Origin of the sequence: Rhizobium tumorigenes, assembly GCF_003240565.2 — a bacterium.
GTDB lineage: Bacteria > Pseudomonadota > Alphaproteobacteria > Rhizobiales > Rhizobiaceae > Rhizobium > Rhizobium tumorigenes.
This window is the reverse complement of record NZ_CP117255.1, coordinates 402472-422432: the sequence shown is the minus strand read 5'-3', so window position 1 is coordinate 422432 and position 19961 is coordinate 402472. Positions and strand designations below refer to the sequence as shown.

20 protein-coding genes are annotated in these 19961 nt (G+C 60.7%); 7 read left to right on the top strand and 13 right to left on the bottom strand.

Annotated elements, in window-relative coordinates; all coding sequences use genetic code 11:
- Positions 1-9 precede the first annotated feature (9 nt).
- The 3 genes from PR017_RS02080 to PR017_RS02070 form a co-directional block, all read right to left on the bottom strand.
- Positions 10-873: a S49 family peptidase gene (locus PR017_RS02080; protein WP_111217660.1), complete on the bottom strand. Its 864-nt coding sequence runs from the start codon at positions 871-873 to the stop codon at positions 10-12.
- Between the two features lie 210 nt (positions 874-1083).
- Entirely contained in the window at positions 1084-2889 is a 1806-nt protein-coding gene (locus PR017_RS02075) for a DUF3857 domain-containing protein (RefSeq protein WP_161959296.1), read from the bottom strand.
- Positions 2890-3192: 303 nt separating this feature from the next.
- Entirely contained in the window at positions 3193-3804 is a 612-nt protein-coding gene (locus tag PR017_RS02070) for a P-loop NTPase family protein (RefSeq protein ID WP_133255555.1), read from the bottom strand.
- 456 nt (positions 3805-4260) lie between these two features.
- On the opposite strand from PR017_RS02070, the gene PR017_RS02065 reads away from it, so the two are divergent.
- Positions 4261-5598, top strand: coding sequence for an Nramp family divalent metal transporter (locus PR017_RS02065; protein ID WP_111217654.1), 1338 nt, complete (start codon positions 4261-4263; stop codon positions 5596-5598).
- Positions 5599-5664: 66 nt separating this feature from the next.
- Here the strand turns inward: PR017_RS02065 and PR017_RS02060 are convergent, their stop codons facing one another.
- A complete protein-coding gene (locus tag PR017_RS02060) occupies positions 5665-6438 on the bottom strand; it encodes a tRNA1(Val) (adenine(37)-N6)-methyltransferase (protein ID WP_111217652.1) in 774 nt (257 codons plus the stop codon).
- On the bottom strand, positions 6435-6665 hold the full coding sequence (locus PR017_RS02055; RefSeq protein ID WP_111217650.1) for a putative signal transducing protein: 231 nt from the start codon (positions 6663-6665) through the stop codon (positions 6435-6437). Before PR017_RS02055 ends, PR017_RS02060 begins: the two co-directional genes overlap by 4 nt.
- 108 nt (positions 6666-6773) lie before the next feature.
- Here PR017_RS02055 and PR017_RS02050 point away from each other — a divergent pair, with 108 nt between their 5' ends.
- The 4 genes from PR017_RS02050 (at position 6774) to moaB (ending at position 11211) form a co-directional block, all read left to right on the top strand.
- Positions 6774-7790, top strand: a complete 1017-nt coding sequence (locus PR017_RS02050) for a polyprenyl synthetase family protein (RefSeq protein ID WP_111217648.1) — start codon at positions 6774-6776, stop codon at positions 7788-7790.
- Positions 7791-7909: 119 nt separating this feature from the next.
- The gene (locus PR017_RS02045) at positions 7910-9745 is read left to right on the top strand and encodes a tetratricopeptide repeat protein (RefSeq protein WP_111217646.1); all 1836 of its coding nucleotides are present in this window, start codon (positions 7910-7912) and stop codon (positions 9743-9745) included.
- Positions 9746-9751: 6 nt separating this feature from the next.
- On the top strand, positions 9752-10660 hold the full coding sequence (locus PR017_RS02040; protein WP_111217644.1) for a 4-(cytidine 5'-diphospho)-2-C-methyl-D-erythritol kinase: 909 nt from the start codon (positions 9752-9754) through the stop codon (positions 10658-10660).
- The gene (gene moaB / locus PR017_RS02035; protein ID WP_111217642.1) at positions 10657-11211 is read left to right on the top strand and encodes a molybdenum cofactor biosynthesis protein B; all 555 of its coding nucleotides are present in this window, start codon (positions 10657-10659) and stop codon (positions 11209-11211) included. Before PR017_RS02040 ends, moaB begins: the two co-directional genes overlap by 4 nt.
- A gap of 17 nt (positions 11212-11228) precedes the next feature.
- Here moaB and PR017_RS02030 read toward each other — a convergent pair whose 3' ends face one another.
- The gene (locus PR017_RS02030; RefSeq protein ID WP_111217915.1) at positions 11229-11750 is read right to left on the bottom strand and encodes a glycosyltransferase family 2 protein; all 522 of its coding nucleotides are present in this window, start codon (positions 11748-11750) and stop codon (positions 11229-11231) included.
- Positions 11751-11893: 143 nt separating this feature from the next.
- On the opposite strand from PR017_RS02030, the gene PR017_RS02025 reads away from it, so the two are divergent.
- Both PR017_RS02025 and PR017_RS02020 read left to right on the top strand, forming a co-directional pair.
- Entirely contained in the window at positions 11894-13051 is a 1158-nt protein-coding gene (locus PR017_RS02025) for a PA0069 family radical SAM protein (RefSeq protein WP_111217913.1), read from the top strand.
- A gap of 113 nt (positions 13052-13164) precedes the next feature.
- Positions 13165-13839, top strand: coding sequence for a ribonuclease HII (locus PR017_RS02020; protein ID WP_111217640.1), 675 nt, complete (start codon positions 13165-13167; stop codon positions 13837-13839).
- Between the two features lie 52 nt (positions 13840-13891).
- On the opposite strand, the gene PR017_RS02015 is transcribed toward PR017_RS02020, so the two are convergent.
- The 7 genes from PR017_RS02015 to PR017_RS01985 form a co-directional block, all read right to left on the bottom strand.
- Positions 13892-14383: a F0F1 ATP synthase subunit B gene (locus PR017_RS02015; protein ID WP_111217638.1), complete on the bottom strand. Its 492-nt coding sequence runs from the start codon at positions 14381-14383 to the stop codon at positions 13892-13894.
- 3 nt (positions 14384-14386) lie between these two features.
- Positions 14387-14968, bottom strand: a complete 582-nt coding sequence (locus PR017_RS02010; protein ID WP_111217636.1) for a F0F1 ATP synthase subunit B — start codon at positions 14966-14968, stop codon at positions 14387-14389.
- 75 nt (positions 14969-15043) lie between these two features.
- On the bottom strand, positions 15044-15271 hold the full coding sequence (locus tag PR017_RS02005) for a F0F1 ATP synthase subunit C (protein ID WP_111217634.1): 228 nt from the start codon (positions 15269-15271) through the stop codon (positions 15044-15046).
- 68 nt (positions 15272-15339) lie between these two features.
- Positions 15340-16092 (bottom strand): F0F1 ATP synthase subunit A, encoded by a 753-nt coding sequence (locus PR017_RS02000; protein WP_111217911.1) that lies wholly within the window; start codon positions 16090-16092, stop codon positions 15340-15342.
- Positions 16093-16172: 80 nt separating this feature from the next.
- The gene (locus tag PR017_RS01995; RefSeq protein WP_111217632.1) at positions 16173-16517 is read right to left on the bottom strand and encodes an AtpZ/AtpI family protein; all 345 of its coding nucleotides are present in this window, start codon (positions 16515-16517) and stop codon (positions 16173-16175) included.
- A gap of 265 nt (positions 16518-16782) precedes the next feature.
- Positions 16783-17964, bottom strand: a complete 1182-nt coding sequence (locus tag PR017_RS01990) for a cell wall hydrolase (protein WP_111217629.1) — start codon at positions 17962-17964, stop codon at positions 16783-16785.
- Between the two features lie 93 nt (positions 17965-18057).
- Positions 18058-19959 carry a potassium transporter Kup gene (locus PR017_RS01985; protein WP_111217627.1) on the bottom strand — a complete coding sequence of 634 codons (1902 nt, stop codon included), beginning with the start codon at positions 19957-19959 and terminating at the stop codon, positions 18058-18060.
- Between the last annotated feature and the right edge of the window lie 2 nt (positions 19960-19961).

Below are 19961 nucleotides of genomic sequence, written 5' to 3'. Positions count from 1 at the left end.
GTTCCGTTGTTATAATCCGTATCGGCCCCATAATGCCTTTTCTTCTGCGGCTTCCGCAAGCCCGGATACAAGGCTTGCGGCAATGGTGTCGAGACCCGGCAAGGCGATGCTTGGCGCCTTTCTTCCGAACAGGCCGCGCGACGACGAGACGAGCTCGATTTTCGTCTTTTCGCCATAGCGCTTCTTCAGCTCCTGTCGCATTTCGCCGAGGCCGTCGATGAGGCCGAGCTCCAGTCCCCGCGTTCCCGTCCAGAACAGGCCGGAGAAGATCGTATCATCGTCCGCCTTGATCAGGCCGGCGCGGCGCTCGCGGACCATATCGATGAAAATCGTGTGGATCTCGAGCTGCAGGCTCTTGAGATAGTCGATGTCCTTTTCCTTTTCCGGCTGGAAAGGATCGAGGATCACCTTGTTGCTGCCGGCGGTGTAGACACGCCGCTCGACGCCGATCTTCTTCAGCAGTTCGGGAAAACCGAAGCCGCCGGAGACAACGCCGATAGATCCGACAATCGAGGTCGGGTCGGCGATGATCTCGTCGCCGGCGAGCGCAATCATGTAGCCGCCGGAAGCAGCCACATCCTCGACGAACACGAGCACCTTCTTCTTCTTCTCGACCGCGAGGTCGCGGATGCGATTGTAGACCATGCGCGACTGGACGGGCGAGCCACCCGGCGAGTTGATGACGATGGCAACCGCAGGTGATGCCTTCATCGAAAACGCCTTGTCGAGAGCGTGGCCGACACTGGCCAGATTAAGGGCTGGCCGGAACGGGCTGCCACCTGCCATGATCGTGCCGCTGAGGCGAACAACGGGGATGACCGTCCCCTCCTTGCGAAATCGCTTCGGCAGCAGTCGTCTCAGCAGTCCAGCCATCGTCAAACCCTTGTTTTGGTCCCGTTCAAGTCACAAGCATGTATGGATTGAAACGGCAAACGCAATGGCTGACGAAAGGAAAGAGGCCGAAGCCCACGGCGCACGGCGCTGTCGACGTCCTCTGCCGCAGATATCGACAAGGTCGCCGACTGCACAAATCTGTGCTGCGACCGGCGGGCTGGGACGATCGGAGCTAAGCTGATCTTCAGGTCATGGATGGCAATTGCCACCATCCGCGCTGACGTCAGACGACACACCCGCCGTCGCTGTCGTTACGATCGCTGTGAAGTCGTTCTGAGCTGCGGAGACGAGGCGCTCCAGGTCGTCGTAGGCGGCAGGTTCCAGCTCCCGCTTCTTCAGGACCAGCTGGCGATGAACCACGAGGCAATTGTCCCGGCGCTCATAGACCGCTTTGTAGGAGCCGGCGTCGTTGCTGACATCAACGCCCTTGGGTGCATTGGAAATTGTCAAATCCGGCGGCACATCAACGCTGAAACTCCAGGTGAGATCGCGCACGGGCACCGCCATCGGCGTCAACCGCCTTCCCTTCCGGTCGAGAAACGACCGCGGTCCATCGATCGGATCGAACGAGGGCGGTGCCGGCAACACGAAGGCACCGGCCGTTGTATCGATGCCGTGCGGACTATGCCAGTTCATGGTCAACTTGAAAGGATGATCCAGGTCATAGGGCCCGCTCGTTGCAAGGCGGCCGAAGCCGCCTTCGGGCGTGTTGCGGAGCTTTCTGTCGATACGGCGATTATTCTCGTCGGGGTTCTGCAGGGAAGAGCGGAGCGCTTCCTCGATGCTCGGCGACATCGTCGCGGTCGCCTGTCCGACGACGGTCCCGTCGCCGCCAATATGGATGGAGCCCGTGGTGACGAATTGCGCGGTCTCTGGCTTCATTTCGGGCGTGCGGCGCACTTCGGACTGTTCGCCAGCGACAATCGCGATCTTGCCGCTCAGCCCCTGATCGAGAACGCCGAACGGCGTGAAGGAACTCGTTGGATTGCCGAAGATGTCGAAGTCGGGAAGATAGATGATTGTATGATTGATCTCATTGGGCGACGGCAGCGGCAGGGGATTTGCACGGTCGCTCCAGTCGATGAGAGCGGCCTCGGAGCGGATGCCTGCTGCCGAAAGAAGTGCCTGCATCAAGGTGACGTGGTCTTTGCAGTCGCCATATCTATTTTTCAACACCGTTGACGCGTCATGCGATTCCCACCCGTCGTCGACGCTCATGTAGACCGCGAGATAGCGGATGTTTTTGGCGCACCAGTCATAAATCGCGCGGGCCGCATCGACCCCCTTGCGGTCTCCGACGATCTGCTTTGCGAGCGCGTCGATCTCCGGCGTGACGGCAGGCTTGTTCCTGTTCAAGCGATAATAGATGTCGCCAACGTCCTCATAACCGTGCAGCGATGCACCTAAAAACAGCGGCTCGAACTCCAGAAGAGCTGCCATGTGCTGTTCTCTGTCGCCGGCCGAAACGTTTCTCACGCTGGCATCCGCAACGATGTGGCGCATGCCGTTCGTGGTTGTATCTGTGACCTCGAAGCCGCCCTGTCCGGCGACGGTAAGCGGCAGAGTGTTAGGGATGTCGATCACGACGTGTTCGCTGGCATTTTCGAACGGATCAAGCCACGCCCACGGATTGAAGCCCATCAGGGAGGGTTTCGAGATGACCTCCTCGATCTCGTAGTGGACATGGCTGCCGGTAGTCACAGCTGGCATGACGATCGTCGTCGTCACCGAGGAGACGAAGCCCGGCGCGTCGCGCGAAGCAGTACTGGGACGGGTGAATATGGCATCCGGTGCCGGTTCGTGACGAACGCCGTCGGGTCCATCGACCCACCCTTTTATAAAATGAAACGACGTTCTGGCAGGATCATATGCCATTGCAAACTGCGACAGATCCTTGATCTGCGCTTGCTTTTGCACGAAGTCGTCGATGACCATCGTGAACTTGTAGGTATAATCCGGTGCAACTTCGTAATGAATGCTTTCAACCCTTTCCATGGGTTGGTCAGCATGGCTTTCTGGAGCGAGGACTAGAATACTCGCTGCGCACAGAAGCGTTTGAACGGCAAGATTTGCCAGGATGCATGAGCGCGACGACCGGGAAGGCAAATCGTTTTTCATTGCAATCACCTTCGTGGACGATGAGTGGGCAGGCGGCATGCCACAAGCATCACACCGATATTAGGCGAAAATGAAATCACGCTGAAGGTAGCGCACGTGCCTCCTACTCCCGTGGCGAAGTAGGTAGCGCGGTCCGGACTTAAGCGATTGATCCTTAACTTTTACGCGGCCCCAGCCTTATCAGCTGGCCGCCAATGCGCGGGTGATGGTGGAGTGCTTTGGGTGGAGAGCTGCGTTGAGGGCGTATTGGGTGAAGCGTGCGATGTCGGCTTTGGGGAAGGATGCGGCGTTCTCGGCAGCGACTTCGGTGTGATCGATGCATCGCACTTTGCCGGTTGCCACGACTTGCTGTGGCGGGTCTTGGAAGGACACTGGGAATGTTGCGAGGCCGCGGCGGATCAGTTGGCCGGAAATCTCCAAATGCACGCGTGGACTGATAGTATCGTGGCTGGCGAGGAAAACTGCCCGGCGCAGAGGCTGCGAGCGGTGGGAGGACAGTATGTCGAGGAGCTCGATTGTCCTTACGAACGGAGCGGCGTCCGGCTGATGGGGGAGGAAGGGAATGAGCACAAGATCCGCCATGGCAAAGGCGATCGCGGCGATCTGGTCCCCGGCACCGGAGAGGTCGATGACAAGATGTTCATGGGTTCGGGCGAGGGCTCTGGTCTCCTCGATGAACTGCCTTCCGCAAACCGGATTTCGCACGGATGTGTCGCGCGGAAATTGCAGGTGGGTTTCCAGAGCAAACCGTTCTAGGCAGTCGTAAAGTGCGGCACCAAACCCTTCGTTCAATAGCTCGCTCGCTACGGCAGCGGCAGCGCGCCCTCCGATTTTCGACCGACTATTTGCAAAGCAGATGATTGCCAAAGATCCCCTTCCCGGCCAACCCTCGCGAACATGGGGCGCAGGGGTCAAGGACGCGTCTTCATGACCGTTTGATGACGAATATATGACGGCTAAGTTGTTAACAATAAATATAAACATGTTGCCCATAGCTGAATATAGCCACGATTTATGGTCTCGCAGCACGGTAATCCGGCGGTATCGCATCACGGCACGGCGCTGATCGAAGGCAATGCGCGCTCTACCCCCCCCCCAACACGTTCAGCGACATCATCACATCGTTCAGTTGCCGCAAATCGCCCCGACACCGCAAAATTCCTGTCACACAAATTTCTTGTTGCGAATGACTTGCATTATCATTCTAAACAACTAGTCTTGCATTGCAGCAGGATAGAGGAGGACACCATGGACGCGATCAAACCGAAAACCGATGCCGGCTGGCGGCAGGACAGCCTCGATCTCAGCCTTGCCGACGTGCATGGTTCGGTGGACACCCAGAAAAGCGGTTCGAAGCTGCGACGGATGATGGCGTTTGCCGGGCCGGGCTATCTGGTGGCGGTCGGCTACATGGACCCCGGCAACTGGGCGACGTCGCTCGCCGGCGGCTCGAAATTCGGTTATGCGCTTCTCTCGGTGGCGCTTCTGTCCAACCTTATGGCCATCGTGCTGCAGGCTCTGTGCGCCCGGCTCGCCATCGCCAGCGGCCGCGACCTGGCGCAGGCCTGTCGCGATGCATTCCCGCGCTATGTCGCCGTGCCGCTCTGGGCACTCGCCGAAATCGCCATCATCGCCACCGATATCGCTGAAGTCATCGGTACCGCCATCGGGCTCAACCTGATCTTCGGCATGCCGCTGGAACTGGGCGTGCTGCTGACGGCGCTCGACGTGTTTCTCATTCTCTATCTGCAGCGGCTCGGTTTCCGCTGGATCGAGGCACTGATCATTACCCTGCTTGGCGTCATCGCCTGCTGCTTCGCCTTCCAGATCGCCCTTGCCGATCCTGATTGGGGCGGCGTCATCCGCGGCTTCCTGCCGACGACAGAAATCGTCCGCAATCCGGAAATGTTGTACCTCGCGCTTGGCATCCTCGGGGCGACCGTCATGCCGCATAATCTTTATCTGCATTCCGGCATCGTCCAGACCCGCAAATACGGCAAGACCCTGCCGGAGAAGCGCGAGGCGCTGACTTTCGCGACGATCGACTCGACGGTGGCGCTGACCTTTGCGCTGCTAATCAACGCTGCGATCCTGATCCTCGCCGCTGCCGCCTTTCATGCCCACGGCAAGACGGACGTGGTCGAACTCGGCGATGCGAGCTCGCTGCTGGCACCGCTGCTGGGCATGGCGATTGCGCCGACCCTGTTCGGCATTGCGCTTCTCTGCTGCGGCATCAATTCGACGGTGACCGCGACGCTGGCAGGCCAGATCGTCATGGAAGGCTTTCTGCAGATCAGGCTTAAGCCGTGGATCCGCCGGGCGGTGACGCGCGGTCTGGCCATCATCCCGGCCTCCATCGTCACCATCTGGTTCGGCGACAAGGGCACCTCGGAACTGTTGATCCTGACCCAGGTGGTGCTCAGCCTGCAGCTTTCCTTCGCCGTATTCCCGCTGGTGATGTTTACCGCCGACAAGGCGAAGATGGGTGCACTGGTCGCACCGCGCTGGCTGAGCGCGATTGCCTACCTGATTGCCTTCGCCATTGCCCTTCTGAACGTCAAGTTACTGGCGGACATTTTCTTCTAGCAACTCCAGCAAAAGCGCTTGGCAACTTTGCATCCGGAAATGCTTGAAAACAAAGAGATAGATCCGTTACCGTCGACGATAGGCAATACGTCCGTTGTTGAGATCGTCGACGAAGGGCATGAACTGGTTGCCGCCTTCTTCGTGCATGACGAGGGGGAAGCGCAAAGCCAGGCGGGCCCTCGATCCCTTGATCGCGGTCACCAGGATCCGCACAGCACTTTCGTTGTTGCGGGGGTGGATGGCGGTGATCTCGATCCCGCCGAAGCGCCGGCCGCAGGCAACGATGATCTCGCCCATCGATTCCGGACGGGCAATCAGCGAAAGCTGGCCACCCGGGACCAGGATGGCGCTGGCTGTGCGCAGCCAGATCTCGAAGAGACCTTCCGTCATGGCATGGGCCTCCGCCCTGAGGGGGTCGGGCGTCAGCCGGTCGCTGCCGTCGTTGAAGGGCGGGTTCATGATGACGTGGTCAAAACTGTTGTCGGTCAGGCCCACATCATTGCGTTGCTTGCCTGTCAGCGTGACATCGGCGCTGACGACGGATATCCGGCCGGAAAAATGGCTGTTTTCAGACAGCGCGAGGCCCTTTTCGGCAAAGGCGACCATTTCCGGAGACCGTTCGAATAGCGTGACCTTGGCACGCTCGAGGCGTGACGCGACGGCAAAACCGGCAGCGCCGGCACCGGCGCCGAGATCGGCAACCCTGATGGCGCGGTTGTCGTCGACGAGTGAGGCCAGCAGCATGGCATCCATGCCGGCGCGATGTCCCCGGCCCTTCGGCTGGACGATATGGAACGCGCCGCGATGAAAAGCGTCGATGGTTTCGCCGGGTTCGCTCATCGCAGCTCGGCGCGCAACTCGTCGCCAAGGCCGGCGTCTATCAGGATGCGGCGGGCCTCGATGGCGCGCTCCCCGTCGACCAGGAAGCGACGCGGCAGCATGCCGAGCGAGCCTTCGAGAATGCTCATCGCCTCATCGGCAATCATGCAGCGGATACCCGCATCCTTCATCAGGCTTTCGGCGAATGAAAGCGTGACGGGATCGTTGGTGCGTATCAATTCGTGCATGAACCTGACGTTTCCTGTCAATTTTGCGCGACCGGACAATTCGCCCCTTGCCGCGTCCCCTGCCCCTTCTTATTGTCGTTTTCACAAAATGAACAGGAGTTCGGGACGTTGGGCGTCGTGATACCGCTTGAAGAAAGCAAAAACAGACTGGCCTCCGTCAAGCCGCTGGTCGACCTGACCAAGGCAGATATGGAGCGTGTCAACCAGTTGATCCTTTCCAAGGCTGGATCCGATGTGCAGATGATCCCGGAGGTCGCGGAGCATCTGATTTCCTCCGGCGGCAAGCGCTTGCGGCCGATGCTGACGCTCGCCTCTGCAGCGCTGTTTGGCTACAAGGGCGAAAACCACGTCAAGCTGGCGACCTCTGTCGAGTTTATGCATACGGCAACGCTGCTGCATGACGACGTGGTCGACGAGAGCGATTTGCGCCGTGGCCGCTCCACGGCCCGCATGATCTGGGGCAACCAGGCGAGCGTGCTGGTCGGCGACTTCCTGCTCGGCCAGGCATTTCGCATGATGGTGGATGTCGGATCGCTGGAAGCGCTTGACGTGCTGTCGACGGCGGCCTGTGTTATTGCCGAGGGCGAAGTCCTGCAGCTTTCCGTCGCCAAGAACATGGAGACCACCGAGGACGACTATCTCTCGGTCATCCGCGCCAAGACGGCGGCGCTTTTTGCAGCGGCTGCGGAAGTCGGGCCGATCGTTGCCAATGGCGGCAAATCCGGCCGTAACGCGTTGAAATCCTACGGCACCAACCTGGGTCTCGCCTTCCAGCTGGTTGACGATGTGCTCGACTACGGCGGCAAGGCCGTCGATCTCGGCAAGAATGTCGGCGACGATTTTCGCGAAGGCAAGATCACCCTGCCGGTCATCCTCGCCTATCGCCGTGGCACCGAGGAAGAGCGTGCCTTCTGGCGCGACGCCATCGAGAACGGCAACAGCAGCGACGCCAATCTCGAAAAGGCCATGGGTCTGATCACCAAGTACGGCGCCCTCAACGACACCATCGGACGGGCCGTTCACTACGGCACGATTGCCCGGGATGCCCTGGCACCATTACCAGACAGCCCTTGGAAATCGGCCCTGATGGAAGTCATCGACTTCTGCATCGAGCGCGTTAACTGACGGGCGACGCGCTGTATTTCTTGCGGGGCCGCTTCAAAAAAGCCATCCTGTTGTGAATCAGTGCTGAAAGATTGCATGGCGCGACCGGCTTCCGGTTGCCCTCCAGGAAAGGTTCTCTAATGCGGCAAACACTTGCCACTCGTTTGCTTTCGAGCGCAGCTCTCGCCGCGTTCATTTCGGTGACTGCGATCAACGTGCTGCACGCCGAGGATGCGTCCAAGAAGGCAGTGGATGCGAGCGAAACGGTGACGTTCGAGCCGGACCGCGTCGATACTTTTTCCGGCGCTTTTCTTGCCGCCCGCACGGCCGATGTCGACCACGACTACATCAACGCCATTGCGCTCTACAAGAAGGCGCTGATGATCGAACCGGGTAACCCGGAAATCCGCCAGCGCCTGATGATTTCGCTGCTGCTCAACGGCAACATCGAAGAAGGGGTCAAATATGCCAACGAACTGAAGTCCGACCAGACGGTCGAGCGGATCACCACAATCGTGCGCGGCATGGACGCCATGCGCCGCCACGATTACAGCGCAGCCCAGGCTATCCTCAAATACACCGGCCCGAACGACCTCGACCGGATGATGAACGGGCTGCTTGCCGCCTGGGCGCAGGTCGGCGCCGGACGGGGGCGGGAAGCGCTGGCGATGGTCGACAAGATGCAGGGCCCGAACTGGTTCGACATCTTCAAGAACTACCAGGCCGGCACCATCGCCATTGTTATCGGCGATACGAAATCGGCACGCACGCACCTGAACAGCGCCGTGCTCGACAAGGACGGCGGCGCGACGGCACCGGACACCTACATGCGCGCCGTCATGGCGCTTGCCTCGCTCGAAGCCAAGGAAGGCAACAAGCAGAAGGCTCTCGACGCCATCTCCGTCGGCGACAGCCTGATCAGCAATTTCGCGCCGCTGAACGCGCTGCGCGACAGCATCGGCAAGGGTGAAACGCCGGAACAGGCCGTGACCAACGCTTCGCAGGGGGCCGCATCCGTGCTGTTCTCGGTTGCCGCCGCGCTGAACCGCGATGGCGCGGAAGACGTGGTGTCGCTGTATCTCGAGACGGCGAATGCGCTGGACCCGAAGAGCTCGGACACGCTGGTTCTGCTCGGTGGCATCGCTGAAAAGCAGGACCAGATGGACCGCGCCATCGCCTTCTACAAGCAGGTGCCGCCGGGATCGCCCATGGCCCGCATCTCTGAACTGCAACTCGGGCTGGCGCTGGCACAGGGCGGCAAGTCCGAAGATGCGCTCAAGCACCTGAAGTCGCTGATCGAGTCCGATCCGAAGGATATCCGCAGCTACCTTGCCTATGGCAACGTGCTGTCGCAGGCCAAGAACTACCAGGCGATGGCCGACAACTACGACAAGGCGGTCGAGATCATCGGCCCAGTGCCGACCAAAGCCGACTGGAACATCTTCTACCAGCGCGCTATCGCCTATGAGCGCCTGAAGAAGTGGGACATTGCCGAGCCGAACTTCAAGAAGGCGCTCGAGCTAAACCCCGACCAACCGCAGGTGCTCAACTATCTCGGCTATTCCTGGGTCGACATGAACCGCAACCTCGACGAGGGGCTAGCGATGATCAAGAAGGCTGTCGATGCGCGGCCAGACGACGGCTACATCGTTGATTCGCTCGGCTGGGCCTATTTCCGCCTCAACCGCTTCGACGATGCGGTCAAGGAACTGGAACGCGCCGTGCAGCTGGAAGCCGGCGATGTCACCGTCAACGACCATCTCGGCGATGCCTATTGGCGCGTCGGCCGTCGTCTCGAGGCCGTGTACCAGTGGAACCGGGCGATTACCTACAAGCCGGAAGAGGCCGACCTGCCGCGTCTGAAGGACAAGATCACCAACGGCCTGCCGCCGCTTGACGATCCCAAGGCTGCGGAAAAATCCAAGCCGCCGGCAGCAGTCCCGGTGGAGACTCCGCCAGTCGACAAGAAATCCTGACGACCGATGCCATCGATGTTTGACGCGGGCGCCTTCGACCTCACGGAAGAGGCGCCAGCGAAAATCAACCTTGCCCTGCATGTGACGGGGCTTCGGGACGACGGTTACCATCTGCTCGACATGCTGGTGACTTTTGCCGATCATGGCGACCGGCTGGGGTTCAGCGCCGCCGATGCGGACAGGTTCGAGATATCCGGACGGTTCGGCGCTTCGCTCGGCCCGCAAGAGCAATCCACCGGCAATCTGGTCACCAAGGCGCGCGATCTCCTGCGGCAGGCCTCTGGCGGCAGTGCACCGCCCGTGCTCATTCATCTCGAGAAAAGCTTGCCCATCGCCTCCGGCATAGGCGGCGGCTCGGCCGATGCCGCTGCGGCCTTGCGCGGGCTGATGCGGCTTTGGAATGTCACGCTCACGCCGGATAAGCTGAAGGCTCTTGCGCTGCAACTCGGGGCTGACGTGCCGATGTGTCTGACGAGCCGGCCGCTGATCGCCCGTGGCATCGGCGAGGAGATCGACGTGCTGCCGGACTTCCCGTCCTTTGGCTTGCTGATCGGCAACCCTCTGGTCGGGGTATCGACACCGGCGGTTTTTCGCCGGTTGACTGAGAAGAACAATTCACCGTTCGGTTTCGAACACCGGCAACTGCAGAGTAGCAACGAGTGGCTTTCCGTGATCGACAGCCTCCGCAACGATCTGGAGCCGCCGGCGCGTGCACTTTGCCCCGAGATCGGCGAGCTATCGGCATTGATGGCCGGGCAACGACCCAGGCTCGTCAGAATGTCCGGCTCTGGTGCCAGCTGTTTTGCCCTGTTCGACGATCTGGATGCAGCCAAGGCTGCAGCCGCTTCGCTTCACAGCCACAGGCCGGACTGGTATTTTCAGGCAACGCAGACAACCGCAGGAGATTTCCGATGACAGGCTCTACGCAACAGCGGCCTTTCGTGCCAGTCGGCATTGCCGTGCTCACCGTCTCCGACACCCGCACAACAGAAGACGACAAATCCGGTGACACTCTGGTGGGGCGCATCGCAGACGCCGGCCATCGGTTGGCCGCCCGCGCCATCGTGCCCGACGATATCGCACAGATCCGCGCTACCGTGGAAGCCTGGACCAAGGACCCCGCCGTCGATGTGGTGATCACCACCGGCGGCACCGGCTTTACCGGCCGCGACGTGACGCCGGATGCGCTGGAGCCGCTGTTCGAAAAGCGCATGGAGGGTTTTTCGGCGGTCTTCCATCGCATCTCATACGACAAGATCGGCACATCGACGATCCAGTCGCGGGCGACGGCGGGGCTGGCCAATGCCACTTTCATCTTCGTACTGCCGGGATCGCCCGGCGCCTGCAAGGATGCCTGGGATGGCATCCTGAAGGCACAGCTCGACTACCGTCACATGCCCTGCAATTTCATCGAGATCATGCCTCGCCTCGACGAGCACCTCAAGCGCGGCGGGCAATCCGTGTGATCAAAGAGGCCGCGCGATCAGCGCACGGAGCGCGCCGCCACCCAGGACGGGATGATCTCGCTCGACAGCTTTCCGGGCTTTTGGCCCCTGGCAAGTTCTGCCAGCGTCATGCCGCTTCTGGCAGCGGCCACGGCCTGAGCCTTTGAAATGAGGAAGCCGAACTCCAGCGGCGACACCGCCCGGCCGATACGCTGCAGCAACGGCCGCCTGTATCCACGCGAAGCGGTGAAGCGGGCAGGCAACGTGTTCAGCGCCATATACTCGCCGATCTCGTCTATCCAGCCGGCCTGCGGGCGCGCGCCGGGTTCCACCAGCAGCAGCCACTCGCCGCGTGCGGAGCGCAGGATCTCGCCGAGATCCCATTCGGTATGATAGCGGCAGCCGGCGGCATCGGCGACGCGCTCGGTGCCATCGCTTGAGCCATGGTCAAGGACCACGACGTCACAGACAAGCCCCTCGATCGCACCCGCGACGAGGGACGCAAGCGTCTGCGCCAATTCGGGTTCCTGGTCCCGGCATTCGATTATGACTGTCAACATCGCTCGTTTATAGTGCGGTGCATAATCGAATGCCAGCGCAGTTTTCCGCATTTTGTTCTTGCATTGTTCTCATTGCTGCGATAGGAATTTAATCAAGGTTAGACATCGGGATGCACGGGCATCCCCTGCCGCTGGAGCCACCGATGAACCAACAGTCCCTTGCAGGGCAGGCCGCATTCTCGCCTGCCAACACGGCAGATATGGCTGATGCACTGGTCGTTTCGTCCGGTCTGCGGATCGACATCGACCGCCGGCGTGGGCGCGGCGCGGGGCTCAATCCCGGTGGCCGCTTCGAACCATCGAGCCGCGAGAGCATCGACGACGGCTGGCAATCGCTGGAAGACCTGCCGCCCTTCAGGACCGAGGTGCAGATCGAGAAAGCCCGGACGGCGATCACCCGCAATTCGTCGCCGGACATTCCCTTCGATCGCTCCATCAATCCCTATCGTGGCTGCGAGCATGGCTGCATCTACTGTTTTGCGCGCCCGACGCACGCCTATATGGGGCTGTCTGCCGGGCTGGATTTCGAGGCCAAGCTGTTTGCCAAGCCGGACGCGCCGAAGCTGCTGGAAAGAGAACTGGCCAAACCCGGCTATGAGCCGAAAGTCATTGCCATCGGCACCAACACCGATCCTTATCAGCCGATCGAGAAGGAATGGCGGATCATGCGCCAGATCCTGGAGGTGCTGAATCGTGCCAACCATCCGGTGTCCATCGTCACCAAATCGGCCATGGTGCTGCGCGACCTCGATATCCTTGCCGAACTCGCTGCAAAGAACCTCGTGCGGGTCTCGCTGTCGGTCACCACGCTCGACCGCAAGCTTGCGCGCACGATGGAGCCCCGCGCTTCGACGCCGGCACGCAGACTGGAGGCGGTCCGGATGCTTTCCGCAGCGGGCATCCCGACGTCGGTCATGCTGGCGCCAATGATCCCGGCACTCAACGACCATGAACTCGAAAAGATCCTGGATTCGGCCAAGGCTGCGGGCGCCGAGGAGGCCGGCTACGTAATGCTGCGCCTGCCGCTCGAAGTCAGTCCGCTGTTTCGCGACTGGTTGCTGCAGAATTACCCGGACCGGTACCGGCATGTGATGTCGCTGGTTCGCGAGATGCGCGGCGGCAAGGATTACGATGCGGATTTTGGCAAGCGGATGAAAGGTGCCGGACCCTACGCCTGGCAGATCAGCCGTCGGTTCGAGATGGCGACCAAGAGGCTCGGCCTTACGCGCCGCAGCATTCGACTGCGCACCGATCTGTTCGTTCCCCCGGATGGCAGTGGCGTTCAACTGTCGCTGCTCTGAAAACCCATTCCTGCGGACGGTTGCCCTGACTGTCCAAAGGATATCCCCCGGCTTGGCCGCCCCAATGCCGGGGGACTTGCAGGAAATCGGGTTGGCGTGCGAGGGTCAGCCGCATGACACGTCGCACGCCACCCGATTCTCCCCAGCTCTTCGAAGACCTGCCGCTCGTCCCGGATTTCACGCTGGAGCACTCGGCGCGCAAGGCAGGCCACTGGCCGGTTGCCGGCACGGACGAGGCAGGCCGAGGGCCCCTCGCCGGGCCTGTCGTTGCCGCAGCCGTCATCCTCGATCCCGATAATATTCCCGATGGCCTGAACGATTCCAAGCAATTGTCGACTGCCAGACGGGAAGAGCTGTTCGAGTTCATCATTGCGACATCGACGATCTCAATCGCATCGTCCAGCGCCGGGCGCATCGACGCGACCGATATTCGCAAGGCGAGCCTCGATGCCATGCGGAGGGCTGTCTGCGGGCTTGCGATCCCGGCAGGCTTCGTACTCGTCGACGGGCTCGACGTGCCACCCGGCCTCCCCTGTTCCGGCAGGGCTGTGGTCAAGGGCGACCGACGATCGCTGTCGATCGCCGCGGCTTCGATCCTTGCCAAGGTAACGCGCGACCGGATGATGGTCAGGGCCGGCATGGTGTTTCCGGCCTATGGCTTTGCGGCACATGCCGGCTACGCCACCGCCGTTCATCGCAGCAGCATCGAGCTGGTCGGCCCCTGCCCTTTGCACCGCATGAGCTTCCGGCCGATGCGCAAGGACGCCCTCGCCAACGAAACCCCCTAAATGCAAAAAGGCCGGGACGATGCCCGGCCTTTCAAATTGATCTATTGAAGCCTTAGTTCAAGCTTGCCTTGACGTCGCCAAGGGCTGCCTGGAAGAGCTTTGCCTGGACACCGGCGTCCGCCTTGCTGGCGATGACGGTCTGCGCTGCGGCGATTGCCAAGTCGACAGCGGCAGCGCGAACTTCCTTGATGGCGTCGAGCTCTGCCTGCTTGATCTTCTGCTCGGAAATTGCCGTGCGGCGCTCGACGAATTCTTCCGTCTTCTTCTTGGCTTCGGCTGTCAGCAACTCGGCCTCGCGAGCGGCAGAGGCAACGATATTGGCCGCCTCGACTTCTGCTTCCTTGCGCTTGCGCTGGTACTCGGCCAGCAGATGCTGGGCCTCCTCGCGCAGACGCTTGGCTTCCGACAGATCGTTGCGGATCTGGTCGGCGCGCTCGTCGAGCGACTTCGCCATCATGCCGGGAACCTTCATGTAGACGATGAGGGCGATGAACAGCAGCAGGCCAACGAGGGCGAAGAATGTTTCGTCCAGATGGAATTCCATGGCTTATGCCTCCTGCTTGACGTTGGCGACAGCAGCGGCAACCTCTGACTGCGAAGCCGGTACGCCGATCAGTTGCTCGACCACGGAGGACGCAGCCTCTTCGGCAACAGCACCGACGTCGGCAAATGCCTTCGCCTTGATTTCGGCAATCCGTGCTTCGGCGGTCTTGATCTTTTCGGCCAGGCTTGCCTCGATGGCACGGCGCTCGGCTTCCGCCTTTGCCTTTGCTTCGGCGCGGGCTGCTGCACCGATAGCATTTGACTTGGAACGGGCTTCGGCCAGCTCGCGCTCATAGGTCGCGACAGCGGCGTCGGCTTCGGCCTTCAGGCGTGCGGCTTCTTCGACATCCTGCGCGATCCGGGCATGCCGGCTCTCGAGGATCCCGCCAACGCGCGGCACGAGGACTTTCTGCATGACGATGTAGAAGATGGCGAATGTAATCACCAGCCAAAGCAGCGCAGACGGAAATGTCTTGGGGTCAAAGGGCGGGAAAGACGCGTGATGGCCTGGGGCCACACCCGTTTCCGTGTGCACTTCGCCGGGTGCCGGCGCGGCTTCTTCAGCATAAGCCGGAGTCACAAACATGCTCACCTCCAGTGGTGCAAATACGAAGAATCACGGCTCGCTTCCCGCAAGCCGTGATCCATCAAACCGTACAAATCAAACGGCGAAGAGGAGGAGGAGAGCAACGAGCAGCGAGAAGATGCCCAAAGCTTCCGTAACGGCGAAACCGAAGATCAGACGGCCGAACTGGCCATCGGCAGCCGACGGGTTGCGAAGAGCGCCCGACAGGTAGTTGCCGAAAATCGTGCCGAGGCCGATGCCTGCGCCACCCATGCCGATGCAAGCGATACCGGCGCCGATGAACTTTGCTGCTTCTGCGTCCATGTTAGAAACTCCTTAGATTGATAGGTTTTGGCTTTGACTGGTGCACGCGGCACCAACGACTTTACTTCTCAGTGGCCGTCCGGATGCAGCGCATCGTTCAGATACATGCATGTCAGCACTGCAAATACGTAGGCCTGCAGGAATGCCACGAGAAATTCGAGGGCCGTCAGAGCGACGGTCATAATGAGAGGCAGGATGGCACCACCGATGCCGAGCGCGCCAAGGGCTCCGAGCGAGGCAACGAAGCCTGCGAACACCTTGAGCGTGATGTGACCTGCCAGCATGTTGGCAAACAGACGGACGGAAAGGCTGATCGGCCGGGCCAGGAACGAGATAACTTCGATCGAGATGACCAGCGGCAGCAGCACAGCGGGAACGCCCTGCGGCAGGAACAATTTCAGAAAGCCGAGGCCGTGCTTGAAGAAACCGTAGACCACGACGATGCCGATCACCAGCATCGACAAGGCGAAGGTCACGATAATCTGACTTGTTACGGTGTAGAAATAGGGGAACATGCCAAGCAGGTTAGCGGTCAGCACGAACATGAAGAGAGTGAAGACCAGCGGGAAGAATTTCATACCGGCAGAGCCAGCACCTTCACGCAGGATATTGGCGATGAATTCGTAGGACATTTCGGCGACAGACTGGGCGCGGCCCGGGATCAGGCTGCGCGACGCCGTTGCGAAATAGAGAAATCCGCCGGCCAGAACGACCGATGCGACCATGAATAGGGATGAATTAGTAAAGGAGAAATCCAGCCCGCCAATTTCGATCGGAACGATCTTATTGATCTGGAATTGATGAATCGGACCGTTGGCCACCGCGCGTTCTCTCTCACTTGCCCGCCTCAGCAGCGGATATCCATGCTTCGAAGACATGCGCTGATGCGCAGTCTTGTTGCCTATTTCCTGTCCGACTTGCTATCGCCGACCGTTGGGGTGGATACCTTCCCGGCCATACGCAAGACATTCAGCACACCAGCACAAAACCCGAGGAGCAGGAAAATAATCATGCCCCACGGTCCGGTGCCAGCCAGACGGTCCAAGAAGTAGCCGATGAGTGCGCCGACAATGATGGCAGAAACGAATTCGCTGGAGAGTTTCAGTGCTTGAGCATAGCCTTTGCGGCTGGCCTGAGCCCGAGCTTCCCCCCGTTCGGCTTCCCCCGTCGCAGCGCGTTTGCTTGCCAGTTCGGCTCCCAATTGCGCCCTACGCTTTTCAAGACCTTCGTCCTGATCCCCCACCATGGCGCCCTCCCTGCTGCCGTTCCTTAACGCTACCCTACCCCGATAACCTAAGAACGAACTGGAGGCTTAGACACCTTTCGGCCCGTTTTGAACTCGGGCGAACATAGTTTTATGGAAAAGCATAGTCAAGACGTAGAAAGCACATGTCCCGCCATTAATAAAGGCAGGCAAATCATCGACTTATATGCGCTTGAAGGGAGCTTTGCGAAATCACGACAGAAAGTCGCACCCGCTGCTGCGAGCGTCGCGTCCGGAGGTTGGGCGATCAGCTCCAGCCGCCGCCATAGGTCCGATAGAAGAGATGCATGCCGATGCGGCCGACCTTGACCATCTCGGCCGCCCAGCGCGGCTTAACGTAGACTGCATGATATTGGGTGGCGGAGCCGACTTCCGGGAGCCAGATCTTGCCGGCCGTCACCGCCATCGCCACCTGGCGGGCGATCTGCCAATGAACGGGTGAATTGACGCGGTCCTTGACCTTGTCGCAGGCGAAGGAAAACTGGCAGGCGTTGGTCCAGTCCTCGTTCTGGTAGACTACGCCGCAGATGGTTTTCGGATAGGCCGGGTTGCGGACACGGTTGAGAATGACCTGCGCCACGGCCGCCTGCCCCTTCACCGATTCGCCGCGGGCCTCGAAATAGATGCCCGTCGCAAGGCACTGCTGTTCGTCCGGTGAAAATACGGCTGCAGGCAACACGCTTGCCGCCCAGAGATGGTCCTTGGCGCCGATCTGTGGCACGAAACGGCCGCTGTCGGCAGGTTGCTTACTCAGGATGCTGTCGAAGGGCGAGACGGTGGCATAGTCGGGCCCGGGCTCGGCATAGCCAAGCGCCAGACTGTCGGCGACAGGAGTGGTGACGAGGCTTGCGAGAATGGGCGGGACACCGCCATCGGCCGTCAGGGGCTCCTGCTTGGAAAACAGGAAGGCTGTCTGCACGCCGGCATCGCCGATCTCGTCCTTGATGAAGGCCGTCTGCTCGCCGGTACCGGAGGTGGGGACGTCGAGTTCCGGGTGGAACAGCAGCGTCGTGCGCTGCAGGATGGAGCCTGCGGTGAAATCTTTCGGCGGCGACATGGGAACGACGTCCGTCACCCTGCCCTTCTTGTCACGGCGGCGGACGCGCTCTTCGTCTGGGCGCGGGTCGCTGCCCTTCTCCTTGGACTGGAAAGCGATGCGCCGGCCATCCGGCAACAGCATGCCGCCACCCTCGATGCCGCTCTCGTCGGCATTGGCGAAGGCAAGTTCCGCCTGATGGATGGAGCCTGCAGGCGAGGTGGTCAGCACCATGCGCCAGTTGCTGCCCGAATCGTCCGAGCCGGAGAGCAGCCCGGCAATGTCGGCCTGCGCTGATACGGAGGGAAAAATCAGCCAGGCACAGCAGCCGAAGACTGCGGGCGAAAGCCAGTTTCTGGGTTGCCGGCGAGGCTTGGCCTGGTACGAACTCATGCGACGCAACCCACTCCATCACCGACGGGAACATTAGCAGATAATGTCCGATTAACCTTGATGGATGGTTAATTCTGCCGAAACCCTCGCCGATCAGATGATGACGTGCGAGCCTAGTTCGACGACGCGGTTGGCCGGCAGGCGGAAATAGTCGGACGGGTCGGTCGCGGCGTTAGCCAGCGCGATAAACAGGCGGTCCTGCCAGTGCGGCATGCCTGATTTTGCATCCGGCACGAGCTTGCGGCGTCCGAGATAGAAAGAGGTCGACATGATGTCGAACTTCAATCCGGATTTACGCAAGGCGGCCAGTGCCTGCGAGACGTTCTGCGATTCCATGAATCCGAAACGTAGCTCGACACGTGAAAACCGCTCTGAGACCTTTTGCACCGTGTAGCGGTCGCTGTTGGCGACCCTTGGCTTGTTGACGGTGCGGATGGTCAGGATGACGTTCTTTTCGTGCAGGACATGGTTGTGTTTCAGATTGTGGAGCAGTGCTGCGGGCGCGGATTCGGGGTCGCTGGTCAGGAAGATGGCGGTGCCCGGAACGGAAGCCGGCGAGTGGTCGCTCTTGCGCTCGATGGAACTGACGAACGACGGCAGCGGAATATCCGTGTGACGGGTCTTTTCCATCAGGATCGCCGTGCCGCGTCGCCATGTCCACATGACGACCGTGAAGGCGGTGGCGATCATGACCGGGATGTAGCCGCCGTCGTGGATCTTCAGCAGGTTGGCGCCGAGAAAGACCATCTCGAGCAGGAACAGCGGCATCAGCACGACGATGGTCAGAGGCAGCGACCAGTTCCAGCGAACGCGGACGAACTCGAAAGCCATGACGGAAGTCACCACCATCGCGCCCGTCACCGAAATCCCGTAGGCGGTCGATAGCGAATCGGAGGTCTGGAAGCTCAAGACGAGGAAGATCACGCCAAAGAACAGCAGCGTGTTGACCGACGGCAGGAAGATTTGGCCGGTGTTGGTCTCCGAGGTGAAGAGGATCTCCATGCGCGGCAGGAAGCCGAGATGGATCGCCTGGCGGGTGAGCGAAAATGCTCCGGTGATGACCGCCTGGCTGGCGATGATCGTGGCGCAGGTGGCAAGGAATACGACCGGTAGCAGCGCCCAGTGTGGGAACATCAGGAAGAACGGATCGGACATGGTGAGCGGCTCGCGCAGCACCATGGCGCCCTGGCCGAGATAGTTCAGCGTCAGCGACGGGAAGACCAGCGCAAACCAGGCCCACTGGATGGGTCGGCGACCGAAGTGGCCGAGATCGGCGTAAAGCGCTTCCGCACCGGTGACGGTCAGGAAGACCGCACCGAGCACGATGATGCCGAGAATGCCCTCGTGCATCAGGAAGGTGATGCCGTACCAGGGATTGAAGGCGTTGAGGATGCCGTAGTCGTCCGGAATACGCAGCAGGCCGGCGACGCCGATGACGATGAACCAGACGGCGGTAATCGGCCCGAAATAGCGGGCAACGGCGCCGGTGCCATGCGACTGGATGGCAAACAGCAGCGCCAGGATGGCGACGGCAATCGGCACCACGTAAGGCCCGAAGTGCGGTGTTACCAGCTTCAGGCCTTCGACAGCCGAGAGAACCGACAGCGCCGGCGTGATCATCGCATCGCCGAGGAAAAGCGCGGCGCCGCTCAGCCCCAGGAACATCAGCACGGCGGTATGGCCATTGGCGGTTTTCAGCAGCAGCGCCAGCAACGAAAGCGTACCGCCTTCACCGTCGTTATCGGCGCGCAGCAGGAAAAGGACATACTTGAAGGTGACGATGATGGTGAGCGCCCAGAACATCAGCGACACGAGGCTGATCACCTCGCCCCGCGTCAGGCCGTCGGCCGCAACCGGCTTCAGTGCCTCGCGAAAGGCATAGAGCGGGCTTGTGCCGATGTCGCCATAGACGACGCCGACGGAGCCGAGCGTCAGGTAGAAGAGTTTGCGCGGGCTCATCTTCCTGTCAGGAGAATGATCGATTTCGTGAGACATTC

Excerpts from the sequence above, each read along its gene's own strand:
- PR017_RS01990 (WP_111217629.1), bottom strand. The coding sequence starts at position 17,964 with ATGAGTTCGTACCAGGCCAAGCCTCGCCGGCAACCCAGAAACTGGCTT.
- PR017_RS02065 (WP_111217654.1), top strand. The coding sequence starts at position 4,261 with ATGGACGCGATCAAACCGAAAACCGATGCCGGCTGGCGGCAGGACAGC.
- PR017_RS02020 (WP_111217640.1), top strand. The coding sequence starts at position 13,165 with ATGACACGTCGCACGCCACCCGATTCTCCCCAGCTCTTCGAAGACCTG.
- PR017_RS02040 (WP_111217644.1), top strand. The coding sequence starts at position 9,752 with ATGCCATCGATGTTTGACGCGGGCGCCTTCGACCTCACGGAAGAGGCG.
- PR017_RS02060 (WP_111217652.1), bottom strand. The coding sequence starts at position 6,438 with ATGAGCGAACCCGGCGAAACCATCGACGCTTTTCATCGCGGCGCGTTC.
- PR017_RS02025 (WP_111217913.1), top strand. The coding sequence starts at position 11,894 with ATGAACCAACAGTCCCTTGCAGGGCAGGCCGCATTCTCGCCTGCCAAC.
- PR017_RS02055 (WP_111217650.1), bottom strand. The coding sequence starts at position 6,665 with ATGCACGAATTGATACGCACCAACGATCCCGTCACGCTTTCATTCGCC.
- PR017_RS02010 (WP_111217636.1), bottom strand. The coding sequence starts at position 14,968 with ATGTTTGTGACTCCGGCTTATGCTGAAGAAGCCGCGCCGGCACCCGGC.
- PR017_RS01985 (WP_111217627.1), bottom strand. The coding sequence starts at position 19,959 with ATGTCTCACGAAATCGATCATTCTCCTGACAGGAAGATGAGCCCGCGC.
- PR017_RS02005 (WP_111217634.1), bottom strand. The coding sequence starts at position 15,271 with ATGGACGCAGAAGCAGCAAAGTTCATCGGCGCCGGTATCGCTTGCATC.
- moaB (WP_111217642.1), top strand. The coding sequence starts at position 10,657 with ATGACAGGCTCTACGCAACAGCGGCCTTTCGTGCCAGTCGGCATTGCC.
- PR017_RS02080 (WP_111217660.1), bottom strand. The coding sequence starts at position 873 with ATGGCTGGACTGCTGAGACGACTGCTGCCGAAGCGATTTCGCAAGGAG.
- PR017_RS02030 (WP_111217915.1), bottom strand. The coding sequence starts at position 11,750 with ATGTTGACAGTCATAATCGAATGCCGGGACCAGGAACCCGAATTGGCG.
- PR017_RS02045 (WP_111217646.1), top strand. The coding sequence starts at position 7,910 with ATGCGGCAAACACTTGCCACTCGTTTGCTTTCGAGCGCAGCTCTCGCC.
- PR017_RS01995 (WP_111217632.1), bottom strand. The coding sequence starts at position 16,517 with ATGGTGGGGGATCAGGACGAAGGTCTTGAAAAGCGTAGGGCGCAATTG.
- PR017_RS02015 (WP_111217638.1), bottom strand. The coding sequence starts at position 14,383 with ATGGAATTCCATCTGGACGAAACATTCTTCGCCCTCGTTGGCCTGCTG.
- PR017_RS02075 (WP_161959296.1), bottom strand. The coding sequence starts at position 2,889 with ATGGAAAGGGTTGAAAGCATTCATTACGAAGTTGCACCGGATTATACC.